The organism is Moraxella porci DSM 25326, from assembly GCF_002014855.1.
GTDB lineage: Bacteria > Pseudomonadota > Gammaproteobacteria > Pseudomonadales > Moraxellaceae > Moraxella > Moraxella porci.
Genome location: NZ_MUYV01000005.1, coordinates 176,248 through 202,054 on the forward strand (window position 1 = coordinate 176,248; position 25,807 = coordinate 202,054).

General features: G+C 46.9%; 24 protein-coding genes and 2 tRNA genes. 13 read left to right on the top strand and 13 right to left on the bottom strand.

Annotated elements, in window-relative coordinates:
- Window positions 1–78 precede the first annotated feature (78 nt).
- Window positions 79–948, bottom strand: a complete 870-nt coding sequence (locus B0681_RS05035) for a LysR family transcriptional regulator (protein ID WP_078317657.1) — start codon at window positions 946–948, stop codon at window positions 79–81.
- Window positions 949–1,201: 253 nt separating this feature from the next.
- On the opposite strand from B0681_RS05035, the gene B0681_RS05040 reads away from it, so the two are divergent.
- The 3 genes from B0681_RS05040 (at window position 1,202) to B0681_RS05050 (ending at window position 3,581) form a co-directional block, all read left to right on the top strand.
- Window positions 1,202–1,621, top strand: a complete 420-nt coding sequence (locus B0681_RS05040; protein ID WP_078317658.1) for a DoxX family protein — start codon at window positions 1,202–1,204, stop codon at window positions 1,619–1,621.
- Window positions 1,622–1,790: 169 nt separating this feature from the next.
- Window positions 1,791–2,681: a 3-hydroxyacyl-CoA dehydrogenase gene (locus tag B0681_RS05045; protein WP_078317659.1), complete on the top strand. Its 891-nt coding sequence runs from the start codon at window positions 1,791–1,793 to the stop codon at window positions 2,679–2,681.
- A gap of 165 nt (window positions 2,682–2,846) precedes the next feature.
- Window positions 2,847–3,581: a pirin family protein gene (locus tag B0681_RS05050; protein WP_078317660.1), complete on the top strand. Its 735-nt coding sequence runs from the start codon at window positions 2,847–2,849 to the stop codon at window positions 3,579–3,581.
- Window positions 3,582–3,689: 108 nt separating this feature from the next.
- Here B0681_RS05050 and B0681_RS05055 read toward each other — a convergent pair whose 3' ends face one another.
- A complete protein-coding gene (locus B0681_RS05055; RefSeq protein WP_078317661.1) occupies window positions 3,690–4,853 on the bottom strand; it encodes a sugar transporter in 1,164 nt (387 codons plus the stop codon).
- A 105-nt stretch (window positions 4,854–4,958) separates the two neighbouring features.
- On the bottom strand, window positions 4,959–6,461 hold the full coding sequence (rimO, locus tag B0681_RS05060) for a 30S ribosomal protein S12 methylthiotransferase RimO (RefSeq protein ID WP_078317662.1): 1,503 nt from the start codon (window positions 6,459–6,461) through the stop codon (window positions 4,959–4,961).
- A 126-nt stretch (window positions 6,462–6,587) separates the two neighbouring features.
- On the opposite strand from rimO, the gene B0681_RS05065 reads away from it, so the two are divergent.
- Window positions 6,588–6,974, top strand: a complete 387-nt coding sequence (locus tag B0681_RS05065; protein ID WP_078317663.1) for a hypothetical protein — start codon at window positions 6,588–6,590, stop codon at window positions 6,972–6,974.
- A 182-nt stretch (window positions 6,975–7,156) separates the two neighbouring features.
- Here B0681_RS05065 and B0681_RS05070 read toward each other — a convergent pair.
- The 5 genes from B0681_RS05070 to B0681_RS05090 form a co-directional block, all read right to left on the bottom strand.
- Window positions 7,157–7,233 (bottom strand) — tRNA-Asp (locus tag B0681_RS05070).
- Window positions 7,234–7,237: 4 nt separating this feature from the next.
- A tRNA-Val gene (locus B0681_RS05075) sits at window positions 7,238–7,313 on the bottom strand.
- 216 nt (window positions 7,314–7,529) lie between these two features.
- Window positions 7,530–8,018, bottom strand: coding sequence for a glutathione peroxidase (locus B0681_RS05080; protein ID WP_078317664.1), 489 nt, complete (start codon window positions 8,016–8,018; stop codon window positions 7,530–7,532).
- Window positions 8,019–8,053: 35 nt separating this feature from the next.
- Window positions 8,054–9,343, bottom strand: a complete 1,290-nt coding sequence (locus B0681_RS05085) for a DUF2254 domain-containing protein (RefSeq protein WP_078317665.1) — start codon at window positions 9,341–9,343, stop codon at window positions 8,054–8,056.
- Window positions 9,344–9,541: 198 nt separating this feature from the next.
- Complete coding sequence (locus tag B0681_RS05090; RefSeq protein WP_078317666.1) at window positions 9,542–11,374, bottom strand: phosphoenolpyruvate carboxykinase (GTP); 1,833 nt, start codon at window positions 11,372–11,374, stop codon at window positions 9,542–9,544.
- 471 nt (window positions 11,375–11,845) lie between these two features.
- On the opposite strand from B0681_RS05090, the gene radA reads away from it, so the two are divergent.
- The gene (gene radA, locus B0681_RS05095) at window positions 11,846–13,264 is read left to right on the top strand and encodes a DNA repair protein RadA (protein ID WP_078317667.1); all 1,419 of its coding nucleotides are present in this window, start codon (window positions 11,846–11,848) and stop codon (window positions 13,262–13,264) included.
- 254 nt (window positions 13,265–13,518) lie between these two features.
- On the opposite strand, the gene B0681_RS05100 is transcribed toward radA, so the two are convergent.
- The 3 genes from B0681_RS05100 to cysT are packed head-to-tail and all read right to left on the bottom strand — an operon-like array spanning window position 13,519 to window position 16,065.
- On the bottom strand, window positions 13,519–14,238 hold the full coding sequence (locus B0681_RS05100) for a sulfate/molybdate ABC transporter ATP-binding protein (RefSeq protein WP_078317668.1): 720 nt from the start codon (window positions 14,236–14,238) through the stop codon (window positions 13,519–13,521).
- A gap of 42 nt (window positions 14,239–14,280) precedes the next feature.
- Window positions 14,281–15,126, bottom strand: a complete 846-nt coding sequence (gene cysW / locus B0681_RS05105; protein WP_078317669.1) for a sulfate ABC transporter permease subunit CysW — start codon at window positions 15,124–15,126, stop codon at window positions 14,281–14,283.
- 60 nt (window positions 15,127–15,186) lie between these two features.
- The gene (cysT, locus tag B0681_RS05110; protein ID WP_078317670.1) at window positions 15,187–16,065 is read right to left on the bottom strand and encodes a sulfate ABC transporter permease subunit CysT; all 879 of its coding nucleotides are present in this window, start codon (window positions 16,063–16,065) and stop codon (window positions 15,187–15,189) included.
- Between the two features lie 237 nt (window positions 16,066–16,302).
- On the opposite strand from cysT, the gene B0681_RS05115 reads away from it, so the two are divergent.
- From B0681_RS05115 to hemW, 3 genes are all read left to right on the top strand, one after another.
- On the top strand, window positions 16,303–16,704 hold the full coding sequence (locus B0681_RS05115; protein ID WP_078317671.1) for a hypothetical protein: 402 nt from the start codon (window positions 16,303–16,305) through the stop codon (window positions 16,702–16,704).
- Between the two features lie 80 nt (window positions 16,705–16,784).
- Window positions 16,785–17,996 carry a DEAD/DEAH box helicase gene (locus tag B0681_RS05120; RefSeq protein ID WP_078317672.1) on the top strand — a complete coding sequence of 404 codons (1,212 nt, stop codon included), beginning with the start codon at window positions 16,785–16,787 and terminating at the stop codon, window positions 17,994–17,996.
- On the top strand, window positions 17,993–19,171 hold the full coding sequence (gene hemW, locus B0681_RS05125) for a radical SAM family heme chaperone HemW (protein WP_078317673.1): 1,179 nt from the start codon (window positions 17,993–17,995) through the stop codon (window positions 19,169–19,171). Before B0681_RS05120 ends, hemW begins: the two co-directional genes overlap by 4 nt.
- Window positions 19,172–19,252: 81 nt before the next feature.
- Here hemW and B0681_RS05130 read toward each other — a convergent pair whose 3' ends face one another.
- Entirely contained in the window at window positions 19,253–19,393 is a 141-nt protein-coding gene (locus B0681_RS05130) for an entericidin A/B family lipoprotein (protein WP_078317674.1), read from the bottom strand.
- 221 nt (window positions 19,394–19,614) lie between these two features.
- On the opposite strand from B0681_RS05130, the gene B0681_RS05135 reads away from it, so the two are divergent.
- From B0681_RS05135 to mfd, 5 genes are all read left to right on the top strand, one after another.
- Window positions 19,615–20,157 (top strand): tRNA (cytidine(34)-2'-O)-methyltransferase, encoded by a 543-nt coding sequence (locus B0681_RS05135; protein WP_078317675.1) that lies wholly within the window; start codon window positions 19,615–19,617, stop codon window positions 20,155–20,157.
- 29 nt (window positions 20,158–20,186) lie between these two features.
- On the top strand, window positions 20,187–20,528 hold the full coding sequence (locus B0681_RS05140; RefSeq protein WP_078317676.1) for a 5-carboxymethyl-2-hydroxymuconate Delta-isomerase: 342 nt from the start codon (window positions 20,187–20,189) through the stop codon (window positions 20,526–20,528).
- A gap of 119 nt (window positions 20,529–20,647) precedes the next feature.
- Window positions 20,648–21,085, top strand: coding sequence for an HIT domain-containing protein (locus B0681_RS05145; RefSeq protein ID WP_078317677.1), 438 nt, complete (start codon window positions 20,648–20,650; stop codon window positions 21,083–21,085).
- A gap of 217 nt (window positions 21,086–21,302) precedes the next feature.
- Window positions 21,303–21,947 (top strand): thiamine phosphate synthase, encoded by a 645-nt coding sequence (locus tag B0681_RS05150; RefSeq protein WP_078317678.1) that lies wholly within the window; start codon window positions 21,303–21,305, stop codon window positions 21,945–21,947.
- Between the two features lie 15 nt (window positions 21,948–21,962).
- Window positions 21,963–25,532: a transcription-repair coupling factor gene (gene mfd / locus B0681_RS05155; RefSeq protein ID WP_078317679.1), complete on the top strand. Its 3,570-nt coding sequence runs from the start codon at window positions 21,963–21,965 to the stop codon at window positions 25,530–25,532.
- A 24-nt stretch (window positions 25,533–25,556) separates the two neighbouring features.
- Here mfd and B0681_RS05160 read toward each other — a convergent pair whose 3' ends face one another.
- Window positions 25,557–25,805: a hypothetical protein gene (locus tag B0681_RS05160; protein ID WP_078317680.1), complete on the bottom strand. Its 249-nt coding sequence runs from the start codon at window positions 25,803–25,805 to the stop codon at window positions 25,557–25,559.
- Window positions 25,806–25,807: the final 2 nt, after the last annotated feature.

Consider the following 25,807-nt stretch of genomic DNA (forward strand, 5'->3'; position numbering starts at 1 on the left):
CGACTGCTATCATAGCCGGTCAAGCGAATTTGATGACTTGGGCGTATAACTTTAATTTTCCAAAGTAAGAAAAGAGATTTAATTAAACAAATCAACATACCAATCAATAAAACTGCGCACCGCTGGAATGCCGCCGCGGTTTTTATAGTACAGCATAGAAATTGTTTTGCTGCCCATTTCCCAATCTGTCAGCACGCGCACCAACTGTGGGTGATGCCGAGAACTTTCAAAGGTCATCTTGCCGATGCCAAGCCCTTGTGCGATCAAAGGATCGACAGCGGTAAAGTCATTACAGCCGATAAATGGATGGGGATTAATTTTGATGAGCTGATCATCTTTTTGAAACTGCCAAGGTAAGCTTAGTGTCTGTGCGATGATACGGTGATCGTATAGGTCGTTTGGGTTGGTTGGCACGCCATAGGTGTCAAGATAGCTTTGGGTGGCAAAAATGCCAAATTGCATATCCAGCCATCGTTTGGCGACAACATTGTCATTTTCAATTGAGCCGACGCGGATGGCGATGTCGATGCCATCTTGGATCATATTGACTTTTTGTTGGCTAAGATTGATGTCGATCATCACATCAGGATACTCAGTCAGATAGTCATTGAGATAGGGAATGACATAGCGGTGCGCGACATCGACAGGTGCAGAGATGCGCAGTAGGCCGCTGGGTTTGTTCAGACCGTTTTGGATGCTTTGGATGGCGGCATCGGCTTGTTCGAGCATATTTTGGGCATGAGCAAAAAAATGCTCACCAAGTTCATTGAGGCTCACGCCTTTTTTGCCGCGATTGATCAGCTGTGTACCAAGCGAATTTTCAAGCTGTGTGAGTCTGCGACTGAGCCTAGAAGCTGGCACACCAGTCAAATCAGAGGCGGCACTCAGACTGCCTGCTTGGACGACAGAAACAAATAGACGGATATCATCAAGGCTAATCTGACTCATGGCGAGGACTTCTTTTGATTAAATTTAGTAAAAACTGTCATAAACTATGATATATGATAACAACAGTATGTTTAATGTTGATACTCATCTTTCTATATTTGCAAAGATGACTTGTCAAAGTGTACCTTGTTCAATCACCAAAATCAATTAAAATAAAGCCAAAACTGATCGCTAAGTCACAACCAGTCACATTAAGTAAAGTACTTAGCAATCTTTATCTATCATCAAGTCGTTCAATTATTCAGAGGTCATCATGAACAAGTCAGTACAACACAGCGAACATCCAATGAAAGATTTGGTGTTGTTATTCACTCGGGTGATTGTCGGATATATGTTCTTGGTGCACGGCACGGTGAAATTGTTCGCTTTTCCACAGTCGATGACCAATGGTAAGCCTGCTGTTGAGTGGATGACTTTGATGGGGCTTGGTGGTATGCTTGAGATTATCGGCGGAGTCTTGCTGATTTTGGGCTTATATACCCGCATCAATACCTTTATCATGGCAGGTATGATGGCGGTGGCGTATTTTTATTTTCATTCGGGCTTTGATTTGATTTTTAATCCGATTGTCAATAAAGGCGAGGCGGCAGCTCTTTACTGTATGGTATTTTTAATTTATTGGGTGGTGGGTGCTGGTAAATATTCGCTAGATGCCAAACTGTTTAACTCATAAACATAATCAGCAGTAACTGCTGGCGATTTTTTGACTCATCATTCTACAGTAAATCGGTCAATGAGCGGCCCGATGGCTTGCATGATAACCAAAACTTTTGCATAATGAGTTCAGTGATTACTCATCAAAATTCACACAGTAGCACACAACAACTTAAAAGGAGACTAACATGACAATCAAACAAGTAACAGTACTCGGTGCTGGCGTACTCGGTGCGCAGATCGCTTTTCAGGCGGCGTATGCCGGTTTTGAAGTGGTCAGCTATGACATCAATGATGACGCACTTGCCGCTGCTGCCAAGCGATTTGAGAGCTTGCAAGGCGTGTACCAAAAAGAAGTCGGCGCAACTGCCGATCAGCTGTCCCAGACGATGGATCGCCTAAGCCAAAGCAGTGATCTGGATAGTGCAGTCAGTGCTGCCGATTTGATCATCGAAGCGGTGCCTGAAAACTTAGATCTAAAAAAACAAATCTGGGCGCAGGTGGGGGCAGCGGCACCTGATCATACCATCTTTTTGACCAATACATCGACACTACTACCGAGCAGCTTTGCAGAGAGCACCGGTGCGCCTGAGCGGTTTTTGGCGCTGCATTTTGCCAATAATATCTGGGTGCAAAATATCGTCGAAGTCATGGGTACTGCCCAAACTGATACCAAATATGTCACAATGACAGAACAATTCGCCAAAGATATGGGCATGGATCCTGTGGTGCTACAAAAAGAGCAGCCACGCTATATCATGAACAGCCTTTTGGTGCCGCTGCTGGATGCTGCCAGCCAATTGTATGCCAATGAAGTGGCAGATCCCAAACAAATCGATAAAGTCTGGAAAAAAGCGACTCATGCACCCAAAGGACCATTTGAGATCATGGACATCGTTGGTCTGCGCACCGTCTATGCCATCCACTCTGCCAATGCTGAGCGCACAGGCAATGAGCTTGAGAAACAATTTATCCAAAAGCTCAAAGCCGACTATCTTGATCAGGGCAGAACAGGTAAAGAGTCTGGCAAAGGTTTTTATAACTATGATGATGCTGGCAATACCATCATTGATGAATAAAATGGATCAATCGCCACCGCCATGTTGCGGTGGTTTTTTTTGATGATGATAAAGATGATAAAATTATCTTTCTATATTTGAAAAATCATTTGATGCAGCTGTGACTTGTTGCTTTGCTGACATTGATGGATAATACACTCATCAACACAATACAGCGAGTAACTTATGAAAACCATCTATCATGCCGCAGACAGTCGTGGCGTCGCCAATCATGGCTGGCTAAACAGTCATCACACCTTTAGCTTTGGTGGCTATTATAACCCTGAGCGTACCAATTTTGGCGTACTGCGTGTGATTAATGATGACACGGTCGCAGGCGGGCAGGGCTTTGGTACACATCCGCATAATGACATGGAAATCATCTCCATTCCACTAGAAGGCGATTTGGCACACCGTGATAGCATGGGTAATGGCGGGGTGATTCGTCAAGGAGATATTCAGGTGATGAGTGCAGGTACAGGCATTCGCCACAGTGAGATGAACGCCAATGCTGACCGTGCGGTGAAGTTCTTACAAATCTGGGTCTTAACTCGCAAAAATGGCGTAGAGCCCCGTTATCAACAAATTCGTATCAGCGATCATGCTACGCCCAATGATTTTCATCAAATCCTATCGCCAACTGCTGACGATGCAGGCGTGTGGATTCATCAAGATGCGTGGTTTAGCCTAGCCCACTTTAGCGATGGCACGGCTAAGCGTTATGACATCAAGCGTGATGGTAATGGCGTGTATGTCTTTGTCATCAAAGGCGGTGCCAAGATTGGTGATACTGTGCTGGGTGAGCGAGACGGCTTGGGCGTGTGGGATACCGATGGCTTCGACGTCACTGCCATTGGTGATAGTCAAATCCTACTGATGGATGTGCCGATGGATATCAATACCGCCACCAATCAACCCTAAGGTACTTGCGCATCTTGGTAAGTGTATCATTGCAAAGTTATCAAGATGCACTGATATAAAGCAAAGCCATCCATGTATCTGTACTCTAAGAGCCATCGCGTCCCTATCCTAATAGTCTGTTGGGGCAGCTGATTTGGTATAAATGAATGCTGCCACCGCACCCATCACAATCAATGCGCCCACATAGCCAATCATTGGCAAGCCAAATCCTGCAATCACAAGACCACCAACCATCGCACCGCCACCAATACCGATATTGAAAATACCCGAAAAAATCGACATGGCGACATCGGTGGCTTTTGGTGCAAGTTTTAGCACGCGAATCTGTAATGCCAGTGCCAAAGCGGTCAGCGATACACCCCAAATAAACACCAAAACTGTCCAAATACCCTGTATGTCAGCCATCGGCATCAAGCCAACAAGTCCAATAAGCATACCGCCAAATGCTATGGCAATAAAGCGATCGCCCAGTTTTTCGTAATATCGACCGAACAAAATGCTTGCTACAATCCCAGCTGCACCAAACAGTAGCAAAGTCATCGTCGCAAAATCAGCGCCAAAATCTGTGATGCCAAGCACAAATGGCTCAATATAGCTATAAGCAGTAAAATGCGCTGTGACAGTCAGCACAATCATTGCATAGACGGATAATAAGGGCTTGTTTTTGATGACGCTTGGTAGGCTAGATAGATTCCCTGAATTCTTGGCAGGCAGGCGCGGCAATAGATAGGCGAGCAGCAGCATGATCACAAGGCCAATCACACCAATCATCCCAAAACTGGTTCGCCAATCAAATACTTGACCCAGTACACGACCCAGTGGCAATCCCAGCACGGTTGCCAATGCGCTGCCTGTGGATAGTAGCCCTAAGGCTTGAGTTCCTTTACCAATGGGTGCCAGACGCACGACAAGGCTTGCGGTGATTGACCAAAACACTGCATGGGTAATCGCCACGATCGCACGGCTCACAAGCAGTATGGTAAAGCTGGTGGCAAGGTATGAGACGATATGACCGATGGCAAATAAGCCAAAAAGAATCAACAGTAGCTTTTTGCGTTCGATGGTAGCGGTCGCAAGCATCATTGGCAAAGATAGCACAGCGACAATCCATGCATACACAGTCATCATGATACCTGTTTGGCTGGCAGTCATACCAAAGCTGGTACCGATATTCGTCAGTAGGGCGATGGGGATAAACTCAGTGGTATTAAAAATAAATGCGGATAACGCAAGAATAATGACAGGTAAAAAGCTTTGATTGGTGTTGGTCATGGTTAGTTATTATTATTTGTTTATCATGATATGAGATAAAAAAGCCATTCAGCGAATGGCTTGGGGTAGATTTTGGGGGTGGTTATAAAGTCATTTAAAAGCGAATCAAGAACCAAAGCTTGCAAACAAATCATAGTCGCTGGCTTCATCAATCGTCACCGTCAGTATATCGCCAGCTTTGACTGTCGCATCGATATTATCCACATACACATGACCGTCAATCTCAGGGGCATCAGCATAACTACGACAGATGGCGATATTTTCTTCGGTATCAATCTCATCGACGAGCACGACTAGGCGTTTACCCACTTTTTCGGCAAGCTTATCAGAGCTGATTTGTTGTTGAAGTGCCATCAGTTGCTCATAGCGTTCTTGTTTGATGTGCTCAGGTACAGGGTTTGGCAAGTCATTTGCCACCGCACCTTCGACTTCTGAATAAGTAAAGCAGCCGACACGATCAAGGCGAGCTTGTTTTAGCCAGTCAAGTAGGTATTCAAAATCTTCTTGGGTTTCGCCAGGGAAGCCCACTACAAAAGTCGAGCGAATGACGATATCAGGGCAAATCGCGCGCCATGCACGGATACGCTCAAGGGTGTCTTCGCTCATCGCAGGGCGTTTCATGGCTTTTAGCACACTTGGGCTGGCGTGTTGGAATGGAATGTCAAGGTAGGGCAACAGTCCGCCTGTACCACCTGATTTTGCCATGCTATCAGCCATGAGTTGTACAACTTGATCGACATGGGGATAAGGATAGACATAGTGCAGGCGTACCCAGATGCCTAGCTTTGCCATCTGCTCGCACAGATCAAAAAACTTCGTCTTAATCGGCTGACCATCCCAAAATACCGTCTTGTACTTGGTATCGACACCGTAGGCTGAGGTATCTTGGGAGATAATGAGTAGCTCTTTGACACCGCTATTTTTGAGTGCGACGGCTTCTTTCATTACGCCATCAATGGTACGACTGACCAAATCACCACGCAATGATGGGATGATACAAAATGTACAGCGATGATTACAGCCTTCTGAGATTTTTAGATAAGCATAATGCTTGGGTGTCAGCTTGATGCCTGCATCGTTGATAAGATCGATTTTTGGATCATAAGTCTTTGATTTGGCAGGCTTTGGTACATGATGAGTGACGGCTGATACCACCTCATCATAGGCGTGTGCACCAGTGACTGCCAGCACCGATGGGTGCATGGTGCGGATTTTGTCGGCATCTTTGCCCAGGCAGCCAGTGACGATGACTTTGCCGTTTTTGTTGATGGCTTCACCGATGGCATCGAGCGACTCTTGGACGGCCGACTCAATAAAACCACAGGTATTGACCACGACCAAATCCGCACCGTCATAATCTTTGGCGACCTGATAGCCTTCACGAGTCAGCTCGGTGATGATGCGTTCGCTATCGACGAGTGCCTTTGGACAGCCTAAGGACACAAAGCCAACTTTGGGTGCACTACCTGAGGCTTGTGCGATGGCGGCAGCGGATTCATCAATGCTGCGGTTTTGGTTGTGATTGGCTTTATGGTGATAGGCAGGTGTGTTGGGATTTGGCGTTTGGGCTGGGTTTTTTGGATCAAATACGGTTGGCGTGCTGGTCATAGTTGGCTCTTGGCTGACAGATTTTGAATAAAAAATTGGGGGTATTTTAGCATAAATTGATTTAAATGGTGTGCTACAATTGTATGATAAAATTGTTTGTCTATAAAACAGAATGGATTTTAGTTGATGAAATCAATTGATTTAACGAAATTAATTGCCCAAACCTATTTGGATAATTGTGGTGGTATGGACTTAAGCTATTTGTGGGATGTGGCTTTGGGTTATTATGGCTGGATGGATCAGCTAGAAACTCCGTTGAATGCAGATTATAATCCAGAGCGATATTTCTTTGAAGCTTTAGAGTATTTACTAGATAACAAACTTTGCAAATTGCGTTCAAATTCACAGTCCTTGCCAAATGAACAGATGGATAAATTGACACCGAAAGAACAATTAAGCTTGGTAAAAGAAATTTGGATTGGAAAAGATGAAATGGACAAATTGGATCGAGAAAATGACTATATGGGTTGGTGTTTTTGGTTCATTGTCCGTACTATTTGGCTCATAAAATGACAGATGAAAAAGGTAAGGTTTTTTGGTGGGTGATTTAGTTTAAAAAAGTTGGTTTGGTTAAGTTTGAAAGCGTACGATGATTTGATATGCTAAAGTTGCAATAAACTCGACTCAAGAAAAAATCCCCAAGCCAGGGGAGACTTGGGGAGAAAGTGAAAAGCTTATAAAAGCTACACTAAAAGTGGCGCAGCGGACGGGGCTCGAACCCGCGACCCCCGGCGTGACAGGCCGGTATTCTAACCAACTGAACTACCGCTGCAAAGTGGTGGGTGGTAACGGGATCGAACCGCTGACCCTCTGCTTGTAAGGCAGATGCTCTACCAACTGAGCTAACCACCCTAAAATGTCTTTTCCAATTTGGAAAATTGATACTGTGTCAAGGTATCACATTTTAAGTCTGAACCAAACACGCTACAGTGTGTTGCTATGTTCGTTCGTTGTGGTGCGTATTATATAGAAATTTACACAGGTGTCAAATACTTTTTATCAAAAATTTGATAAATTTGTGATAAAGTTTATAACCTATTGAAAATTAACAACTTATTATTATAAAATTTAGAGCGATTTTGCTAAGGCTGACTCGATATCTGCTGTCAAATTTTCAGGCTTGGTCATTGGGGCATAGCGGTCGATGACTTTGCCATCACGACCGATGAGAAATTTAGTGAAATTCCACTTGATGCCATCGGTCAAAAGTCCGCCTTGCTGGGACTTTAGCCATGTAAAAATCGGGTGAGCGTGCTCGCCATTGACATCGATTTTTTGCATCATCAAAAATTCGACGCCATAATTTCTTTGGCAAAACTCACCGATGGCAGCACCGTCATTGGGTTCTTGTTTGCCAAATTGATTGCATGGAAAGCCAATCACCACAAGCCCTTGATCGTGATACTGTTCATGTAGAGCTTGCAGTCCTGCAAACTGTGGGGTAAATCCGCATTCGCTTGCAGTATTGACGATGAGTAGTGCTTTGCCAGTAAAATCAGCAAAATCAATCGTGTTGCCCAGTAAATCTTGGGTGGTGAAATCATAAATGATGCTCATAATGTGTCCTTATTTCAGTGGTTGAATTTTATGGCTTATGGATGCTTCGGCATGGGCAGATGACCAAAATACGATCGCCATGCCTGATCTAATTGATGCAGCGCAGCATCATAATCGGTGTGATGATGCGCCAATAAATAAATGCGCTCAGCCATCAAGACAGCGGCATCTTGTAGGGCGGTCTCAGGCGCAGTACGATGTACGATGTGCAAGCACCGCAGCATATGAACGATGAATTCGGTGTGTGCAATGCCATCGCGAGCGATTGGATAATATGGCTCAATAAACCGCGATACGCAAAACGGCTCAATGCTCAAATAAGCATAATCCAGCGCCTCATCGTCTTTTGCGGGTCGTACATCGGCGAGCAGATGCGTGATCACGCTGACGGTCTGAAATGCAGTGGTCGGGTCATTGACAGCAGCAGACAGCGCGCGCTCAGCGATCTCGGCCAAGAGCTGAATGCCGTATAAGGGCGCAGACTGGTGCGAGGGCGCTGAGCTGATGACAGCAAATTCATTAAGCGTATCATCAAGATTTGCCCAAGCCTTGGCATCGAGTGTGCAGTTATCCTGTGCATATACTTCAAATAGCACAGTATCTCTGGCAGCCAGTTCATTTAAATTTAAGGTGATGTGAATGCGGCAGTGGTGTTCTTGGCACCATTCATCGAGTAAGCCAAACTCAATGTGTGTCAGATAGCCCGTGCGTCGGCAGTAGATGAGGGTTTTTGGTGCAATCAATGGCTTGGCGCCTATGATGCCATGCTGTGGGTATTGGCGATAAGTGGCAAGCTGTGCCATGACTGCGCTTTCAATCTTCTCGACAGTATCGACCAAAGAGCCGAGGTTTGACAGTGTCTGTACCCAACGGATCAGGGTGAAGATCAGATACATCAGTACAATCAAAGTGCCGATGAACATCACCAAGCGGCCGCCAGTGCCATAAAGCTGTAATTCTAGTGAAATTTTGGCGATCACCGCATAGATAAAGGCGGTGATAAAACTGGTGATGGCAAGTCTTGTACTGGCATCAGACATTACCAAGACACGCGCACGAGGGCTGATGCTTGATGAGGTCGCCACTAATGCTGAGACCATGATTGACAGCGAAAATGTGCTCACTGCCAGCATACTGCCTGAGATGATGTCTAATAGATCTGATAGTGTTGATGCACTGATCTCGATCAACCAGCGCTCAGGGATGAAATAATGGGTGATGCTGGCCAATACCGAAAATCCGATGGCAAATAAGGCGCCAAGCGTCGGCTGCACCCATAGATTTTGAGCTGGATTACTTAGCCACAGTTTGAATTTTAACCACATAGAGGATCACCTTATCCCTATCTTGTGCATACTATAGCATATTTATGAGCTTCAATGGCCATCACTTATGCATGATGCTTGTATTGATTGACATCCTAAAATACGGATGGCAAATACCAATCTTGGTCTGCTGATAATTGATGACAAAAAAGGGACAGAAGATCACCCTCTGCCCCTTTAAATGGCTTAAGCGGTCGCTTAGGCGGCTGTCACATCTGCCATCAGCTTGGCATTGTGAGCTTTTAGTGCCTCTGGCATGCGCTCACCCAGCTTTTCAAATAGTTCGGCATGGCTCTCTAACTCTTTGATCCACAGATCTTTGTCTTGACTGGTGACCAGATCAAACTGCGCTTTACTAAAGTCAGACTCATCCCAGTTGATGTCATCATAAGTTGGGACTAAGCCAATCGGTGTCTTAACGGCATTGGCAGTACCTTCACAGCGCTCGATGATCCACTGCAGGACACGCATGTTTTGACCAAAGCCTGGCCAGACGAAGTCGCCATTCTCATCACGGCGGAACCAGTTGACTTTGAACATTTTTGGTAGGCTGTTGCCAGCAGCTTCGGCTTTGGCACCGACGCTTTCACCCATTTGTAGCCAGTGGTTGAAATAGTCAGCCATGTTGTAGCCTGCAAATGGTAGCATCGCAAATGGATCACGACGGACGATACCTTGCGCGCCAGTGGCTGCGGCGGTGGTTTCAGAACCCATGGTGGCGGCCTTGTACACACCATCGACCCAGTCAAATGCTTCTGAGACCAGTGGCACGGTATTGGCACGACGGCCACCGAAGATGAATGCAGAAATCGGCACACCTTCTGGATTCTCCCATTGAGGATCGATCGATGGGCATTGGGCTGCCGATACGGTGAAACGAGCATTGGCATGCGCAGCGCGCTCTTCGCCAGTATGAGGCTCGCGCTTCCAGTTGGTTAGGTTTGCAGGGGCTTCTTTGGTTTTGCCTTCCCACCAGACTTCACCGTCATCCGTGACCGCGACATTGGTGTAGATGACATCGGTGCTAAGCGTACTCATGCAGTTTGAGTTGGTTTTGGTGTTGGTACCTGGTGCGACACCAAAAAAGCCTGCTTCAGGGTTGATGGCGTATAGTTTGCCGTCTTTTGATGGCTTGATCCAAGCGATGTCATCACCGACAGTCTCGACTTTCCAGCCTTCATAGCCTGCTGGTGGGATAAGCATGGCGAAATTGGTCTTGCCACACGCTGATGGGAAGGCAGCAGCGATGTAGTGTTTTTTGCCTTGTGGATTGGTCACGCCTAAAATAAGCATGTGTTCAGCCAGCCAGCCTTGCTCGCGACCCATGGCTGATGCGATGCGCAGTGCTAGGCATTTTTTGCCAAGTAGAGCATTGCCGCCGTAGCCTGAGCCATATGACCAGATCTCACGCGTCTCAGGGAAATGCACGATGTATTTGTCATCATTGCAAGGCCAAGCGACATCTTTTTCGCCGTCAGCCAAAGGCTTACCAACGGTGTGTACGCATGGCACAAATTCACCATCAGTACCCAGCACATCGTACACAGCCTTACCCATGCGCGCCATCTTGCGCATGCTGACCACTACATACGGTGAGTCAGTAATCTCAATGCCGATATGCGCAATATGGCTGCCCAATGGACCCATGCTAAATGGCACCACATACATGGTACGACCAGCCATGCAGCCATCGAACAGGCTATCAAGCTTAGTGCGCATCTCATCTGGAGCAACCCAGTTATTGGTAGCGCCAGCGTCGGCTTCATTCTCTGAGCAGATAAAAGTACGATCTTCAACACGAGCAACATCCGATGGATCAGAAAAAGCCAAATAGGAATTTGGATGCTTTTCTTCGTTCAATTTGATCATCGTGCCATTGTCGATCATCAAGTCGATCAAGCGCTGATTTTCTTCTTCTGAGCCGTCGCACCATTTGATGGCAGCTGGCTTGGTTAATGCGGCAATCTTGGCAACCCAATCAATTAGGGCTTGGTGGCGGACAAATTCTGGTGCAGTAATCGTTGCAGTCATGATGAAGTCTCATTTGATAAGAAAATGCAGATTTGCAGGCTGTCACATTATTGACATCAAAAATTGATATCATTAAAACTCAAAAAAGTGTAACAAATTGATGCAAATCTTTTGAAAGCCAATATTATGCCATAAAATCTGTTCGATGATAAGTATCCTAATGTAAATAAATACTGGTATTTTTTTATTAAATGATAAAGCAAACCTGCGATTGCTCGTCTTGTGACTGTTTTTATTGTAAAAATTGATACCTGTTTTGCCGATCTGTGTTAGCCAAAAATGCTTTTTTTTGGGTACTCTTATTATTTGATTTTAAAATAAGACAGTAGATGAAGCCTATCAACAGTCAGTGGCTGATTTATTGTAATAAGGCTTAATCTGTCGCGGTATTGGCATTTAGCACTAAAAATTCAGCGAAAATCCTACAAAAATGCTACAATCTGCGCAAATATCTCAGCATTAGGAAATCTCATGGCAAAGGCCAAATCAAGCTATGTCTGCCAAAACTGCGGTGCGATGTATGGCAAATGGGCAGGGCAATGTACCGACTGCGGTGAGTGGAATACACTGATCGAAGCGCCTAACACTGCCTTACCACATCACACCAAAAAATCAAGCAGTGCAGTAGCCGCTCCCCGTAAGACTGCCAACTATGCAGGGGCAACCAGTGGCGTGATGACGCTGGACAATGTCGGCGTGACGCTTGAGACTCGGATGCCGACAGGGATTGGCGAGTTTGACCGTGTGCTGGGCGGTGGGCTTGTGGCAGGGTCGGTGGTGCTGATTGGCGGTGATCCAGGGATTGGCAAATCGACGATTCTATTGCAAACCGCCATTAATATGGCATCAAGTGACAGCCTGTCAGGCTCTGCGCTTTATATCACTGGTGAAGAGAGTCTGTCGCAGGTGGCGATGCGTGCCAAGCGATTGGGCTTGCCGACTGATCGCTTGCGCGTGCTGGCTGAGACCAATGTCGATACCATCTGCATGGCATTGACCGCAGAGCAGCCAGCGATTGCGGTGATTGACTCGATTCAGACACTATTTACTGAGATGATACAGTCCGCACCTGGGGGTGTGGCACAGATTCGTGAGTCGGCGGCGATTTTGACTCGCTATGCCAAGCAGACGGGCACAGCGCTGTTTTTGGTGGGTCATGTGACCAAAGAAGGGGCGCTGGCTGGTCCACGAGTGCTTGAGCATATGGTGGATACGGTACTGTATTTTGAAGGGGAGTCGGATAGTCGCTTTCGGATGATTCGTGCGGTGAAAAATCGCTTTGGGGCGGTTAATGAACTGGGTATTTTTGGCATGACAGATACCGGGCTAAAAGAAGTTGCCAATCCATCGGCGATTTTTTTGAGTCGCTACGATAAGCCGATTGCAGGGTCGGTGGTGATGGTCAGTCGTGAAGGCACGCGTCCGCTATTGGTTGAAGTGCAGGCATTGGTAGATAGCTCGCAAGCACAGCCGCGGCGCATGGCACTGGGTCTTGATTATCAAAGATTGTCTATGCTCTTGGCGGTCATGCACCGTCATGGCGGCATTCACACCAGCGGCATGGATGTCTATGTCAATGTCGTCGGTGGGGTCAAGGTGATGGAGACAGGCTCGGATTTGGCGGTATTGCTCGCTTGTGCATCAAGTATCCGTGAAAAAGCCTTGCCCAATCGTTTGTGTGTATTTGGCGAAGTGGGCTTATCAGGGGAGATTCGCCCTGTGCCAAACGGTCAAGAGCGACTAAAAGAAGCGATGAAGCACGGTTTTACTCATGCCATCGTGCCACGCGCCAATGCACCGCAGGCGGGCAATCGTCAGTTTGCTGGCATCACCATCATTGCAGTGGATCGATTGGATGATGCGATTTATCAGGCGTTTGAGATACAGTGATGGTTGGTGTGGTAAATCTATCCGCGCAGCACCGATCATTGATAAAACCCGCCTTTTTTGAAAGATATTAGCCAAAGTGTCATCACATAAAGTGTTAAATCAAATAAAGCACGGATGATAACCGTGCTTTATCATATATGGCTCATCAGGATCATTCATCAACACATGGCATTATCCCGATTGATATGCAATACTTATCTTGTCATAACCAAAGTCTAAAGCCAAGATGATGGCTCTGTGATGTAAGATGTTCCTCACAATCCCAAAAAATCCACCACAAAATCACTGCCAGGGGTTGCAAACAATTCAGCGGGGCTGCCGATTTGCTCAACTTTACCATGGTTCATGACCACGATCTTATCAGAGATGGCTTGGGCTTCTTCTTGATCATGGGTGACCATGATGCTGGTGATACCGATCTCGCGCTGAATGTCTTTGAGCGAAGTGCGCAGCTCTTTGCGGACTTTGGCATCAAGTGCGCCAAATGGCTCATCGAGCAGCAAAAGCTTGGGATTGGTGGCCAAGGCGCGCGCCAGTGCGATACGCTGACGCTGACCACCTGACAGTTCGTGTGGATAGCGTTTTTTGGTGTGTGGCAGCTGCACCAACTCAAGCAGTTCATCGACACGGCGCTCGATTTGCTCAGTACTTGGGCGTTCGTTTTTTGGGAGTAGTGTCAAGCCAAAGGCGATGTTTTGGCCGACGGTTTGATGGCGAAACAGGGCGTATTGCTGAAACACAAAGCCGATTCCGCGGCGCTGAACAGGGATGTCAGTGACATCCGTGCCATCAAAAAATATCCGTCCGCTGTCAGCATTTTCTAGGCCGGCGATGATGCGCAGCAGCGTTGTCTTGCCGCAGCCAGAGGGGCCAAGCAAAGTGGTCAGCTCACCTGTCGGCACCTCGATGTTGATGTCATCGAGTGCCACAAAGTTGCCAAAGCGCTTATGAATGTTTTGAATTTTGATACTCATCGGTCTGCCTTTATTAAGATATAATTAAAAATATAAACTAAATTAGTGGCGAGTATTTCGACTCATGATGCCCTGAACCAACAGCGTCACCAGTGCCAAGAGCGCCAGTAAGCTTGATAGCGCAAATGCCAAAGTAAAGGCGTATTCGTTATAAGCGATCTCGATCATCAGCGGCATGGTATTGGTCTCACCACTAATATGCCCTGAGACGACACTCACTGCCCCAAACTCACCCATCGCACGGGCATTGGTCAAGATGATGCCATACAGTAGCGCCCATTTGATATTTGGCAAAGTCACTTTCCAAAACATCTGCCAGCCATTCGCGCCAAGCGTTAGCGCTGCTTCTTCTTCGCTATCGCCTTGTGCTTGCATCAGAGGAATCAGTTCGCGCGCGATGAATGGAAAGGTGACAAATAAAGTGGCCAGCACGATACCCGTGGTCGCAAAAATCACCTGAATCCCCATGCTCTCAAGCCAACCACCCAATAAAGTATTGGCGCCAAATACCAGCACGAACATCAAACCTGCCACCACTGGCGAAACTGCAAAGGGCAGATCTAAGAGGGTGGTGATAATAAATTTACCACGGAATTTGTGGCGAGTGATCAGATAAGCCAGTGCCACGCCGATGAGCGTATTGACCGGCAAAACCATGGCGGTGGTAATTAAGGTAAGCTTAATCGCGGATAGAGCATCAGGTTCAAGCAATGCAGCTTGATAAGCCTGCCAACCATCTTTGAGCGCCTCATAAAACACCGATACCAAAGGCACCACCAACATCACCATCATAAAGGCGATGGCAATGAAAATCAGCAGCCATTTGACCCATGGGTTGTCTTTTGTTGCTGGGTTTTTTTGGTAGGCGTAATGCGTTGAAACTGCCATAATAAACCAAACCTTAATCCACTGAATTTAAACAATAATTAAAAATCTCAAAGCACCACTTTAATTGGTCTTCGCACCCAAGCGAGCCGACAGACGCCACTGTGCGTAGTTGATGGCAAATAGCACAATCAATGACAACAGCAGCATGAATAATGCCACGCAAGCTGCACCGGCGACATCGAATTGTTCAAGCTTTGAGACGATGATCAGCGGCAGAATCTCAGATTGCATTGGAATATTGCCCGCAATAAAAATCACCGAGCCATATTCACCAGTGGCACGAGCGAACATCATCCCAGCACCGATCAGCATTGCAGGGGCGATCTCAGGCAAAATCACTCGGCGAAAGGTGGTCAAGCGAGATGCGCCCATCACTGCCGCTGCTTCTTCAAATTCGACTGACAGCTCAGCCAATACAGGCTGTACGGCACGCACGATGAAAGGAAAGCTGACCACAACAAGCGCAAGCCAGATGCCAATCGGCGTGAAGGCAATCTTAATCGGCTCACCTGTCAAGGCGATGCCAATTTTACTAAACCATTGACCAAAAAAACCATTGGGCGCGTACAAAGTGGCCAGTGCAATGCCTGTCACCGCGGTCGGCAGCGCAAAGGGCAAATCCACCAATGCATTGATGAATGACTTTCCCCAAAATTCATAGCGCACCAACACCCAAGCGATCAGCGTACCAAATACCAAATTGGTCAAAGTCGCCAAAGCCGCCATCGATAAGGACAGCTTAATGGCTGCAAAGACCTGAGGCTCTTTGATGGTGCGTATGATGTCTGCAAAATCCATCTGCAATGTGGTGATAATCATCATCGCAAATGGCAAAATCACCAGTAACGATAATGCAAAAATACTCACACCCATGCTCAGCCCAAAAAATGGCATGACTCGGCGAGCGCGATTTTTGAGGGGTGTTTGGGGTTGTGACATGAGCATTCCTACAGTTAATCATCAAGATAAAGATGGCTGTACTTTACGGGATGACTATCAAAACCGCCAGCGCAAAAATTGAATTTTTATTTTCTAAAATGGAATTTATGCCAACGCTGTGATGGCATCATGGCATAAAATTCATCAACACAGCGTTAATAGCTTTAAAATTATCAACAAACATGCGATAATGAGAATTGTACAGCTGTTCGCTAGCCATCCTTTATAGGTATCCTAATGATAAAATTACTACAAAAATCGGGTTTGATAATTGTCTTATCGTTACCGTTTATGGCTTATGCCAATACCGCTGCATCACCCACAGCGCACGAAGAGGCTGCTGTTGATTTTTGTTCTTTTGCTACCGAGGGCGTGATGCGTATTGCAGCGGCTCGTCAAGTTGGGATCGATCAAGCCAAGCTGGTCGGTGAGCTGAACCAAAGCATGGGCGCGATGAGATCGCAGATGGCTGCTGCGACTGCCGACACACTGGATCAATATTGGAAAGATGCCACCGAGCGTCTATATCAAGAACCCATTTACGGCAGCGAGCCTGACAAACAGGCTTTTGTGATGGCAGTTGGTGAATCTTCTTTTAATCATTGTCTTGAGCAAACACTTGCAGCGCCCACATCTTAATTTTTAATTTATTAAGTATTCAATTATTTATTGTATTTATGATGATCACCATAGATACAGACCAATGCAGATAACGCGATATGACCGACAGTACTTTTACTCATTTTGAAGATTTGCCTTTGTCGCCATCGACGCTAAAGGCAATCAAGGCACTTAATTTCGCCAAATTAACGCCAATTCAGGCACAGATTTTGCCGCACACCTTGGCAAATCAAGATGCCATCGGGCAGGCACAGACAGGCACGGGCAAGACGGCGACTTTTTTGATTACTATCATTGAAGCACTGCTAAATAAGCCATTCGCCAAAGACGAAAAACGCTACTTGGGTGAGCCGCGCGCTTTGGTGCTGGCACCGACTCGGGAGCTTGCTCAGCAGATTTTGGCCGATTGTCGTGAGTTGACTCGATTTAGTGAGCTGTACAATCTGTGCATCACGGGTGGTGCCGATTTTGATAAGCAGGCTGAACAAATCAATAAACGACCGCTGGATATTCTCATCGGTACACCAGGGCGCATCATTGATTGGGTGAATAAGGGCGTGCTGTTCTTGGATCGTGTGGAGGTCTTTGTGCTTGATGAAGCCGATCGTATGCTGGACATGGGTTTTATCCCTGATATTAAGCGTATCGTGCGTCATATGCCTGCTAACACCGACCGCCAAAGCTTGCTATTTTCGGCGACTTTCAACCAAGATGTGATGAATTTGGCGTATCGCTGGCTGTATCATCCTGCTTTTGTTGAGATTGCACCCGAATCCAAGACCAATACCGCCATTGAGCAGAAATTTTATCTATTGACTGAGCGTGAGAAGATGACTGCTTTGCGTCAGATTTTGTCAGACAAAGCGGTCAAAAAAGTCATCGTCTTTGCCAATCGAAAGGATCAAGTCAAGCGACTGTATGACAACCTACGCCGCCATCATGAGGTGACGATGCTGTCAGGTGATGTTGCTCAGCAAAAACGAGAGCGATATTTGCAGCGTTTCAAAGAAGGCGAGGTGAATATTTTGGTGGCGACTGATGTGGCAGGGCGTGGCATTCATGTTGATGATGTCACTCATGTGATTAATTTTACCTTGCCTGATATGCCGGATGACTATGTGCATCGCATCGGGCGTACGGGCCGAGCGGGTCATACTGGGGTGTCGATCAGCTTTGTCAGTGAAAATGATGCCTTTAATCTACCTGCACTAGAGTCGCATATTGACCAAAAATTTAAACTCAGCCAGTTTGATTTTGAGGAAGCAACCGAAGCATCAGATGGTAATACGGCAGATTTGGGCGACGCATGATCCCTGATTTGAGCTTGGTGCCATCACGCATTCCATTGTCATTGTACATTCATATACCCTGGTGTATCAAAAAATGCCCTTATTGCGACTTTAATTCGCACGCATTGCCCAGTGATACACCGTTTGCTGATTATGTCGATGCATTATTGGCGGATGCGTCATCACAGGTGCGATTTTTGGCAAATCGTGAAATTGCGACGGTATTTATCGGCGGTGGTACGCCTTCATTATTGCCCATCGATGAGATGGCGCGGCTATTTGCAGGACTTAAGCAAATCCTACCTTTTGCCAAAGACTGTGAAATCACGCTAGAAGCCAATCCGGGTACGCTTGAGCACGCACCGTTTGAGTCATATTTGGATATCGGTATCAATCGCCTATCGATCGGTGTACAGAGCTTTGATGGTACGGCTTTATCAGTGCTTGGGCGTATCCATAATCCTGATCAGGCTATCAACGCCATCATTAAAGCAAGGCAAGCAGGCTTTGAGCGAATCAATGCTGATTTGATGTATGGCTTGCCCAATCAAACACCAAGCCTTGCCGTGCAAGATATCACTACCGCCATCGATGCTGGTGCGACGCACATTTCATGGTATCAGCTGACAATTGAGCCTAATACCGCTTTTCATCGGACGCCGCCTGATCTGCCTGATGAAGAGACGATGGAGGCCATCGAGACGGCAGGGCGAGATGTATTGACACAGCACGGATTTGATCATTATGAAGTCAGTGCATGGGCAGGCAGAGTCGATAGCCCGTGTCGGCATAATATGAATTATTGGCAGTTTGGCGATTATCTAGCGATTGGTGCGGGCGCGCATGGCAAAGTTACCGTCGCAGATCAGGTGGACTTGGCAGAGGGGATTTATCGTTTTCAAAAATCACGCCTGCCAAAAGATTATCTAAATTATCAAGGTGCGCCAAAAATGGTGAACTTTGAGATCATTGCTCAAGAAAATCTACCGTTTGAATTTATGATGAACGCCTTACGCTTACGCCGTGGGACGACGACGCAAGTTTTTGAAGAGCGAACTGGCTTATTTGTCAGTACCATTGATAATGAAATGATGCCGCTACAACATCAAGGATTGATGGTATTTGATCCTTTGCTGATTGCGCCGACAGAGTTGGGATTTCGTTATGTCAATCATCTGGTGAGTCAGTTTTTGTGATGATGCATATGTGTGATCGATGGTTTTAAGCATAATAAAAAACTCGCCATCATCAGGGCGAGTTTTTTGTTGCTAAACTGCTTACAGCTTGTTTTCAACTTTTTGAGCGGTGTTGCTGACTGCATCGCCAGTTTTTGAAACATCTTTACCGAATCCTTTGACGGTGTTACAACCAGTCAAAACGAACACAGCTGCCAATGATGCGATGATTACTTTTTTCATAATACTGTCCTTGATGTAAAACATGAATGAATTGTGGTGCAATGTTTGATGACCACATGGTTATCTTAGCGAAATTTTTGATGGAATGCCAGTACTGGATGTATTTTGACAATTATTTTTACATTTTGATAAATTTTGGCAATATCTGACAGCTTTTACTGGCGATTTGGCGCATTTGGCAGTACAATAAAGCACATTATTACGAATATTGATCTACACTTATGACAGACGCACTCATTCACATCGTGCTTTTTTCACCAAAAATTCCCAATAATACCGGCAATATCATTCGCCTGTGCGCCAATACAGGGGCGCAGCTGCATCTGATTAAGCCATTGGGCTTTGAACTGGATGATACTAAGCTTAAACGAGCAGGGCTTGATTATCATGAATACGCCAACCTACAGGTGCATGACGATTGGGCGAGTGCCAAGGCGGTGCTGATGGCTAGCGGCGTCAGCCGATTTGTGGCGATGACGACCAAGTTTAGCCGACCATTTTATGACTATGATTTTGGGCTTGATGGTCAGAGTGATGCGCGTGGTGTGGCGGTGGTATTTGGATCTGAGACCGATGGCTTGCCTGATGATGTGCGCGCTGATATCGGTGCGGATAACTGGCTAAGGCTGCCGATGCTGCCACAATCTCGCAGCCTAAATCTGGCCAATAGCGTCTCGATTTGTCTGTATGAAGTGTGGCGACAGCTTGGTTTTGTCGGTGATGTTGGGCAAAGTATAGGCTATCATAAACCAACTTCCAGATAATATAAGTAATTGATTAAAAAGGAATTATCATGCCACAAGTCACCATGGAGCTGTCCGATAGCATCCAAGTGGATGAGTCATTATTACTGAATGCGGTCAATCAGGCATTGGATGCCAGCGGTGTGTTTCGCTTGCAAGACATCAAATCACGGCTGTATCGGCCAGAGCATGTATTGATTGGTGATGGCGGCTGCGGGCAAGGCTTTGTGTATGCCAAAGTCGCCATCTTGCCAGGGCGTAGTGATGCCATCAAAGCGCAGCTTGGAGCAAGTGTGCTTGGCGCACTAAAATTTGTGCTTGATGAAGATAACCTTGGCGTACAGTATGGCGTAGAAGTCATTGATTTATCAGAACATTATTTTAAATTATAAGTAATTTTTGATGAGTGTCATCACATCGACGGACGCCAGTGCAGCGCTGCTAAAACTTCCCCTAAGCAATAAAACTGTGCTACAATAGGCTCATTTAAAATCATAAAAAAGAGAGCAACATGTTTCAATTACATCCAACCCTTGCTAAGGATACTTTTTTGGTGGGGGATTTTCCATTATCCACGGTGCGCCTGATGAATGACTGTCAGTTCCCGTGGCTGATCTTGGTGCCGCGCGTCTCTGGCATTAAAGAGATCTATGAGCTTAGCCAAGCCGATCAAGTGCAGTTTTTGCGCGAATCAAGCTGGGTATCTAGCCAAATGGCAAAAATTTTTGGCGCTGACAAAATGAATGTCGCTGCCCTTGGCAATCAAGTGCCGCAGCTGCACTTTCATCACATCGTCCGCTATCAAAACGATGTGGCTTGGCCAAATCCTGTCTGGGGGCGCCCTGCCATTCCTTATACTGGCGAGGTCTTAACTCACATGCAACAAACTTTGATGATGGCATTGCGCGGTCATCACGAGATGCCTTTTGATTGGAAGATGGATGTATAATTTATAAGTAGTTATTTTATTTAACATATAAACCCTGTCTGTGTGGCAGGGTTTTGTTGTTTTATATACAGATTTGGTCAAGTTGAATGCGATCTTGAAAGCTGACTTTCAAATCATCCTCGAAGTATGCATCGGATTGGCATGGTGTTCAGCCATCATCTGGGGTATAATGACAGCTTAACTTGCAATGCAAGATGACAGAGCGATCGGGGGAGAGATGGCCGCGCCAAAATTATATCTACTGACCAATGATGATGAGATTAATACCTTGCTTGAAAAGCTCGAGCGAGTGTTTGATACGGGCGCGGTGTCTTTATTGCAAGTGCGCCGCAAATCAACGCTAAAGCTGTATGATCTGGCGACGGTGTATCGTGAAGCTGAGCTGATCGTAAGCCTTGCTAATGACTATGACATCGATGTGGTGATGAATGATGATCTGGAGCTGGCCTCGCATTTTGGCACAGGGCTGCACTTGGGTCAGCGCGATGGCAGTGTACGAGTTGCGCGCGAGATTTTGGGGGATGATGTGGTGATCGGGCGCACTTGTCACACTGACATCGCTTTATTTAAACAAGCGCGCAAAGAGGGGGCGACTTATGGGGCGATGGGTACAGCCTTTGCATCGATCACCAAGCCTCGCGCCAGCATCATCCCTCGCGAGACGCTTACCAAAGCCAGTGAGTTTGATTTTCCGCTGTGCATCATCGGCGGCATTGCTTTGGATAATGTGCTACAGCTGCGCGATGAGCTGCAAGGCGCACGCGTCGAGTACATCGCCGTGACAGCCGATATCATGGGACATTCGGTCGATACGATCGCTGATAAATGCCGTGCTTGGCAACAAAAACTAAATAATTGGTAGTATGTGGTAAGTATCATGACACAAGATTTTGCGCCAGATTTGGGCGAGCTGCCGACGCAGGCGAATTATAAAAAAACGGTGAGCTGCTTAGGTGGTGCGGATTTGAGCTTTTGGCTGTCGCAGATTGCCCATCATGAAAATCGCTTGATCGTCATGGTGGCCAATACCCAAAATGAGCTCAATCAACTGGACACTGAACTGGCTTTTTTTGGGGTGAATGCTAAGGTTTTTCCCGATTGGGAGATCTTAGCTTATGATCAGCTATCTGTCCATCAAGACATCATCTCCGAGCGCATCGCACTGCTGACAAACATGCCAAAGTCAGGTGTGTTACTGGTTAGCGTACAGACATTGATGCAGCGCATCGCACCGCCATCTTGGTTAATCGGCCAGCATTTTGATTTAAAAGTCGGGGATAAATTTGATATCGGGCAAGAACGCGAGCGATTGACTCAAGCGGGTTACACTTACACTGACACGGTGTTTGAGCCCGGCGAATTTGCGGTTCGTGGCAGCATTATCGACATATTTGCCATCGGGCAGAGCCTGCCGTTTCGTCTGGACTTATTTGATGATGAAATTGAGACCATCAAATTTTTCGACCCTGAAACGCAGCGCACCCATACTGATTTAAGTTTAGAAAAATTAAAAAAAGATGCAGAATCTTCTTTGAATCTACATCAGCCACATAAGCTGCCTACACACGCCAAAATCGATCAATTTTCATTATTACCAGCCAAAGAATTTGCCCTAGAAGATGGCCGCGACCTGTTTCGCCAGAATTTCGCCAGTTTGTTTCCTGCTGCCAGTGCGCGTAAGATCGACCTGTATAATGATGTGATGGCAGGCATTGCGCCACAGGGTATTGAGTATTACGCACCGCTGTTTTTTGAGCTTGAGCAGTGGATGGCGATGGGCAGCCTGTTTTCTTATTTGCCAAAAGATGCGCTGATCATCAGCCATCACGACATGGCGATGCATCACCAAGAGCATTGGATGCAGATTCAGACGCGCCATCATTCACGCGCGCATGATGCACAGCTGCCGATTTTGCCGCCTGATTATTTATTTTTTCAAAATAATGAATTTCATCAAGCATTAAAGAATTATCCGCGCATTATCATCGAGCGTACCGATGATCCTAGTCTGCAATCGATGCCGATGCTTGAGCCGCCATCGTTGCCAATCAATCATCAAGCCCCCGAACCCTTGGCAGCACTCCTTGAATTTATCAAATCATCGACAATACCAGTGCTGCTGGTGGCCGAAAGCGCTGGTCGCCGTGAGATCATTCTTGAGCTATTAAAGGGTAAAATCACCACCGAACTGGTGTCGGATTTCGGGGAGTTTTTGGCCAAAAAACACCAATTTGATGGCTCAAAAATCGCCATCAGCGTCGCTGGGATTGAGCGCGGATTGTGGCTTGATACGCCTGATGGCTTTGTGGTAATCAGCGAGACGCAGATCTTTGGTCGTCAAGTACTCCAGACGCGCCGACGCCGTCAATCAAGCATCTCACAGGCGTTTTTGGTCAAATCAGTCACCGAGCTTGCCGAAGGGTCGCTTGTGGTGCATTTAGAACATGGTATTGGCCGTTATCAAGGCTTGATTGCACTGGATTTGGGCGAGGGTGAGCAAGAATTTATTCACCTAAAATACGCCGATGATGCCAGCATCTATGTGCCGATCACCAATCTGGCACTGATCGGCCGTTACAGTGGTACTGATTCTGAAGCAGTAGCGCTGTCAAAGATCGGCTCAGGCAAATGGGAGAAATCCAAACAAAAGGCGCTCGAGCAGATTCACGATGTTGCAGCAGAACTGCTCAATGTACAAGCGCGGCGCAATGCCAAATCTGGCATCAGCTTTGAGATTGATATGGCGCAATATGAACTGTTCGCCAGTCAGTTCGCTTTTGAAGAGACCATCGATCAGGCAGCCGCGATCGAAGCGGTGATGCATGATATGAAGCAGTCCAAGCCGATGGATCGCCTGATCTGTGGCGATGTTGGATTTGGCAAAACCGAAGTGGCGATGCGCGCGGCATTCATCGCGGTGCAGGCAGGCTATCAGGTCGCGGTGCTGGTGCCGACGACACTACTGGCAGGTCAGCATGAGGACAGTTTTTTGACGCGCTTTGCTGATTGGCCGATCCGTGTTGAGGGTTTGTCACGCTTTGGCAGCAAAAAGCATCATGATAAAGTCATCGAATCGCTGGCTGATGGCACGGTTGATATCGTCATCGGCACCCATAAGCTATTGCAAGATGAGGTGAAATTCAAACGCTTGGGTCTGATGATCATCGATGAAGAGCATCGATTTGGCGTACGCCATAAAGAGCGCATCAAAGCCATGCAAACAGACATTGACAGCCTATCGATGACAGCCACGCCCATACCACGAACGCTGAATATGGCGCTGTCGGGGATGCAGGATATTTCGATCATCGCCACACCGCCTGCGCGCCGATTGGCGATCAAGACTTTTTTATTACCAAAATCCGATGAAGTCATCAAAGAGGCGATTTTACGGGAGATTTTGCGCGGCGGTCAGGTGTATTATTTGCACAATGATGTCGCGAGCATCGAGGCGGCGGCTGACAGCTTGCGTGAGCTGATCTCTGAGGCTCGGGTGGCTGTGGCGCACGGGCAAATGCACGAGCGCGAGCTTGCGGCTGTGATGAATGATTTTTATCATAAAAAATTCAATGTCTTGGTCGCCAGTACCATCATCGAAACGGGCATCGATGTGCCAAATGCCAATACCATCATTATCCACCGCGCTGATAAATTTGGTATCGCGCAGTTGCATCAGCTGCGTGGACGCGTGGGACGAAGCCATCATCAGGCTTATTGTTATTTGATGGTACCATCCTTAAAAGGTCTGTCCTCCGACGCCAAAAAACGCCTCAATGCCATCACACGCGCCAATACACTGGGCGCAGGCTTTATGTTGGCATCTGAGGATTTGGAGATTCGTGGTGCAGGCGAGATTTTGGGTAAAGAACAATCAGGCAATATGCAGACCATCGGCTTTGGGCTATACATGGACATGCTTGAGCGTGCCACGCGTGCGATCAAACAGGGCAAAACCCCAAGTCTTGCCACGCCGCTGGATTTGGTGAGTGACATTAACATACACGCATCGGCGCTGATTCCAGATGAGTATATGGGTGATGTGCATGAGAGATTGGTTTTTTATAAAAGAATCAGTGGCTTAGATGAGGTAGATGAACTCATCGACATTCGCACTGAGATGATTGATCGGTTTGGCGCACTGCCAGATCAAACCCAAAACCTTTTTGCTGTACATCGCATTCGCATACGCGCCAAAAAACTTGGGATTACCAAAATTGATGCAGCTGAGCATACCATCACCATTGAGTTTCGCCCCGATACGCCGGTCGATGCTCTGGCGATCATCAAGCTGATTCAATCAGGCGGCGATTATCGAATGCAAGGCGCCACAGGTATCCGCTTTAATGCCAAAACTGCGATGCAGACCCAAGAACGCATTGATAAGGTCAATGAACTGCTGCTGTATTTTGAGGCGGCGATTACAGATGATAAAGGCGGTACGGACTAACAGGCGGCTGCCAATCTTGAGCGATTAAAACCAATCTTCCAATAAAAAAATGCCCGTTCTGACCTCTGCTGTATTGGGTGGGGCGGGTCGATTTTTTTGGGGTAGCGTTGGTTTATTGGTAGCGACCGACTGTTTGGCAGACAGGCTGCTTGGGGGCTGTGCGCCATCGATGAGCTTGACGGGTAGGGGGCTTTTGGCCAGCTGAATATGTTGACAACCAGTCAAGCACAGCACCAAAAACACCCATAGCCAGTGCATAAAGGCAGTGCGCATCG

Excerpts from the sequence above, each read along its gene's own strand:
- B0681_RS05035 (WP_078317657.1), bottom strand. The coding sequence starts at position 948 with ATGAGTCAGATTAGCCTTGATGATATCCGTCTATTTGTTTCTGTCGTC.
- B0681_RS05040 (WP_078317658.1), top strand. The coding sequence starts at position 1,202 with ATGAACAAGTCAGTACAACACAGCGAACATCCAATGAAAGATTTGGTG.
- B0681_RS05045 (WP_078317659.1), top strand. The coding sequence starts at position 1,791 with ATGACAATCAAACAAGTAACAGTACTCGGTGCTGGCGTACTCGGTGCG.
- B0681_RS05050 (WP_078317660.1), top strand. The coding sequence starts at position 2,847 with ATGAAAACCATCTATCATGCCGCAGACAGTCGTGGCGTCGCCAATCAT.
- B0681_RS05055 (WP_078317661.1), bottom strand. The coding sequence starts at position 4,853 with ATGACCAACACCAATCAAAGCTTTTTACCTGTCATTATTCTTGCGTTA.
- rimO (WP_078317662.1), bottom strand. The coding sequence starts at position 6,461 with ATGACCAGCACGCCAACCGTATTTGATCCAAAAAACCCAGCCCAAACG.
- B0681_RS05065 (WP_078317663.1), top strand. The coding sequence starts at position 6,588 with ATGAAATCAATTGATTTAACGAAATTAATTGCCCAAACCTATTTGGAT.
- B0681_RS05080 (WP_078317664.1), bottom strand. The coding sequence starts at position 8,018 with ATGAGCATCATTTATGATTTCACCACCCAAGATTTACTGGGCAACACG.
- B0681_RS05085 (WP_078317665.1), bottom strand. The coding sequence starts at position 9,343 with ATGTGGTTAAAATTCAAACTGTGGCTAAGTAATCCAGCTCAAAATCTA.
- B0681_RS05090 (WP_078317666.1), bottom strand. The coding sequence starts at position 11,374 with ATGACTGCAACGATTACTGCACCAGAATTTGTCCGCCACCAAGCCCTA.
- radA (WP_078317667.1), top strand. The coding sequence starts at position 11,846 with ATGGCAAAGGCCAAATCAAGCTATGTCTGCCAAAACTGCGGTGCGATG.
- B0681_RS05100 (WP_078317668.1), bottom strand. The coding sequence starts at position 14,238 with ATGAGTATCAAAATTCAAAACATTCATAAGCGCTTTGGCAACTTTGTG.
- cysW (WP_078317669.1), bottom strand. The coding sequence starts at position 15,126 with ATGGCAGTTTCAACGCATTACGCCTACCAAAAAAACCCAGCAACAAAA.
- cysT (WP_078317670.1), bottom strand. The coding sequence starts at position 16,065 with ATGTCACAACCCCAAACACCCCTCAAAAATCGCGCTCGCCGAGTCATG.
- B0681_RS05115 (WP_078317671.1), top strand. The coding sequence starts at position 16,303 with ATGATAAAATTACTACAAAAATCGGGTTTGATAATTGTCTTATCGTTA.
- B0681_RS05120 (WP_078317672.1), top strand. The coding sequence starts at position 16,785 with ATGACCGACAGTACTTTTACTCATTTTGAAGATTTGCCTTTGTCGCCA.
- hemW (WP_078317673.1), top strand. The coding sequence starts at position 17,993 with ATGATCCCTGATTTGAGCTTGGTGCCATCACGCATTCCATTGTCATTG.
- B0681_RS05130 (WP_078317674.1), bottom strand. The coding sequence starts at position 19,393 with ATGAAAAAAGTAATCATCGCATCATTGGCAGCTGTGTTCGTTTTGACT.
- B0681_RS05135 (WP_078317675.1), top strand. The coding sequence starts at position 19,615 with ATGACAGACGCACTCATTCACATCGTGCTTTTTTCACCAAAAATTCCC.
- B0681_RS05140 (WP_078317676.1), top strand. The coding sequence starts at position 20,187 with ATGCCACAAGTCACCATGGAGCTGTCCGATAGCATCCAAGTGGATGAG.
- B0681_RS05145 (WP_078317677.1), top strand. The coding sequence starts at position 20,648 with ATGTTTCAATTACATCCAACCCTTGCTAAGGATACTTTTTTGGTGGGG.
- B0681_RS05150 (WP_078317678.1), top strand. The coding sequence starts at position 21,303 with ATGGCCGCGCCAAAATTATATCTACTGACCAATGATGATGAGATTAAT.
- mfd (WP_078317679.1), top strand. The coding sequence starts at position 21,963 with ATGACACAAGATTTTGCGCCAGATTTGGGCGAGCTGCCGACGCAGGCG.
- B0681_RS05160 (WP_078317680.1), bottom strand. The coding sequence starts at position 25,805 with ATGCGCACTGCCTTTATGCACTGGCTATGGGTGTTTTTGGTGCTGTGC.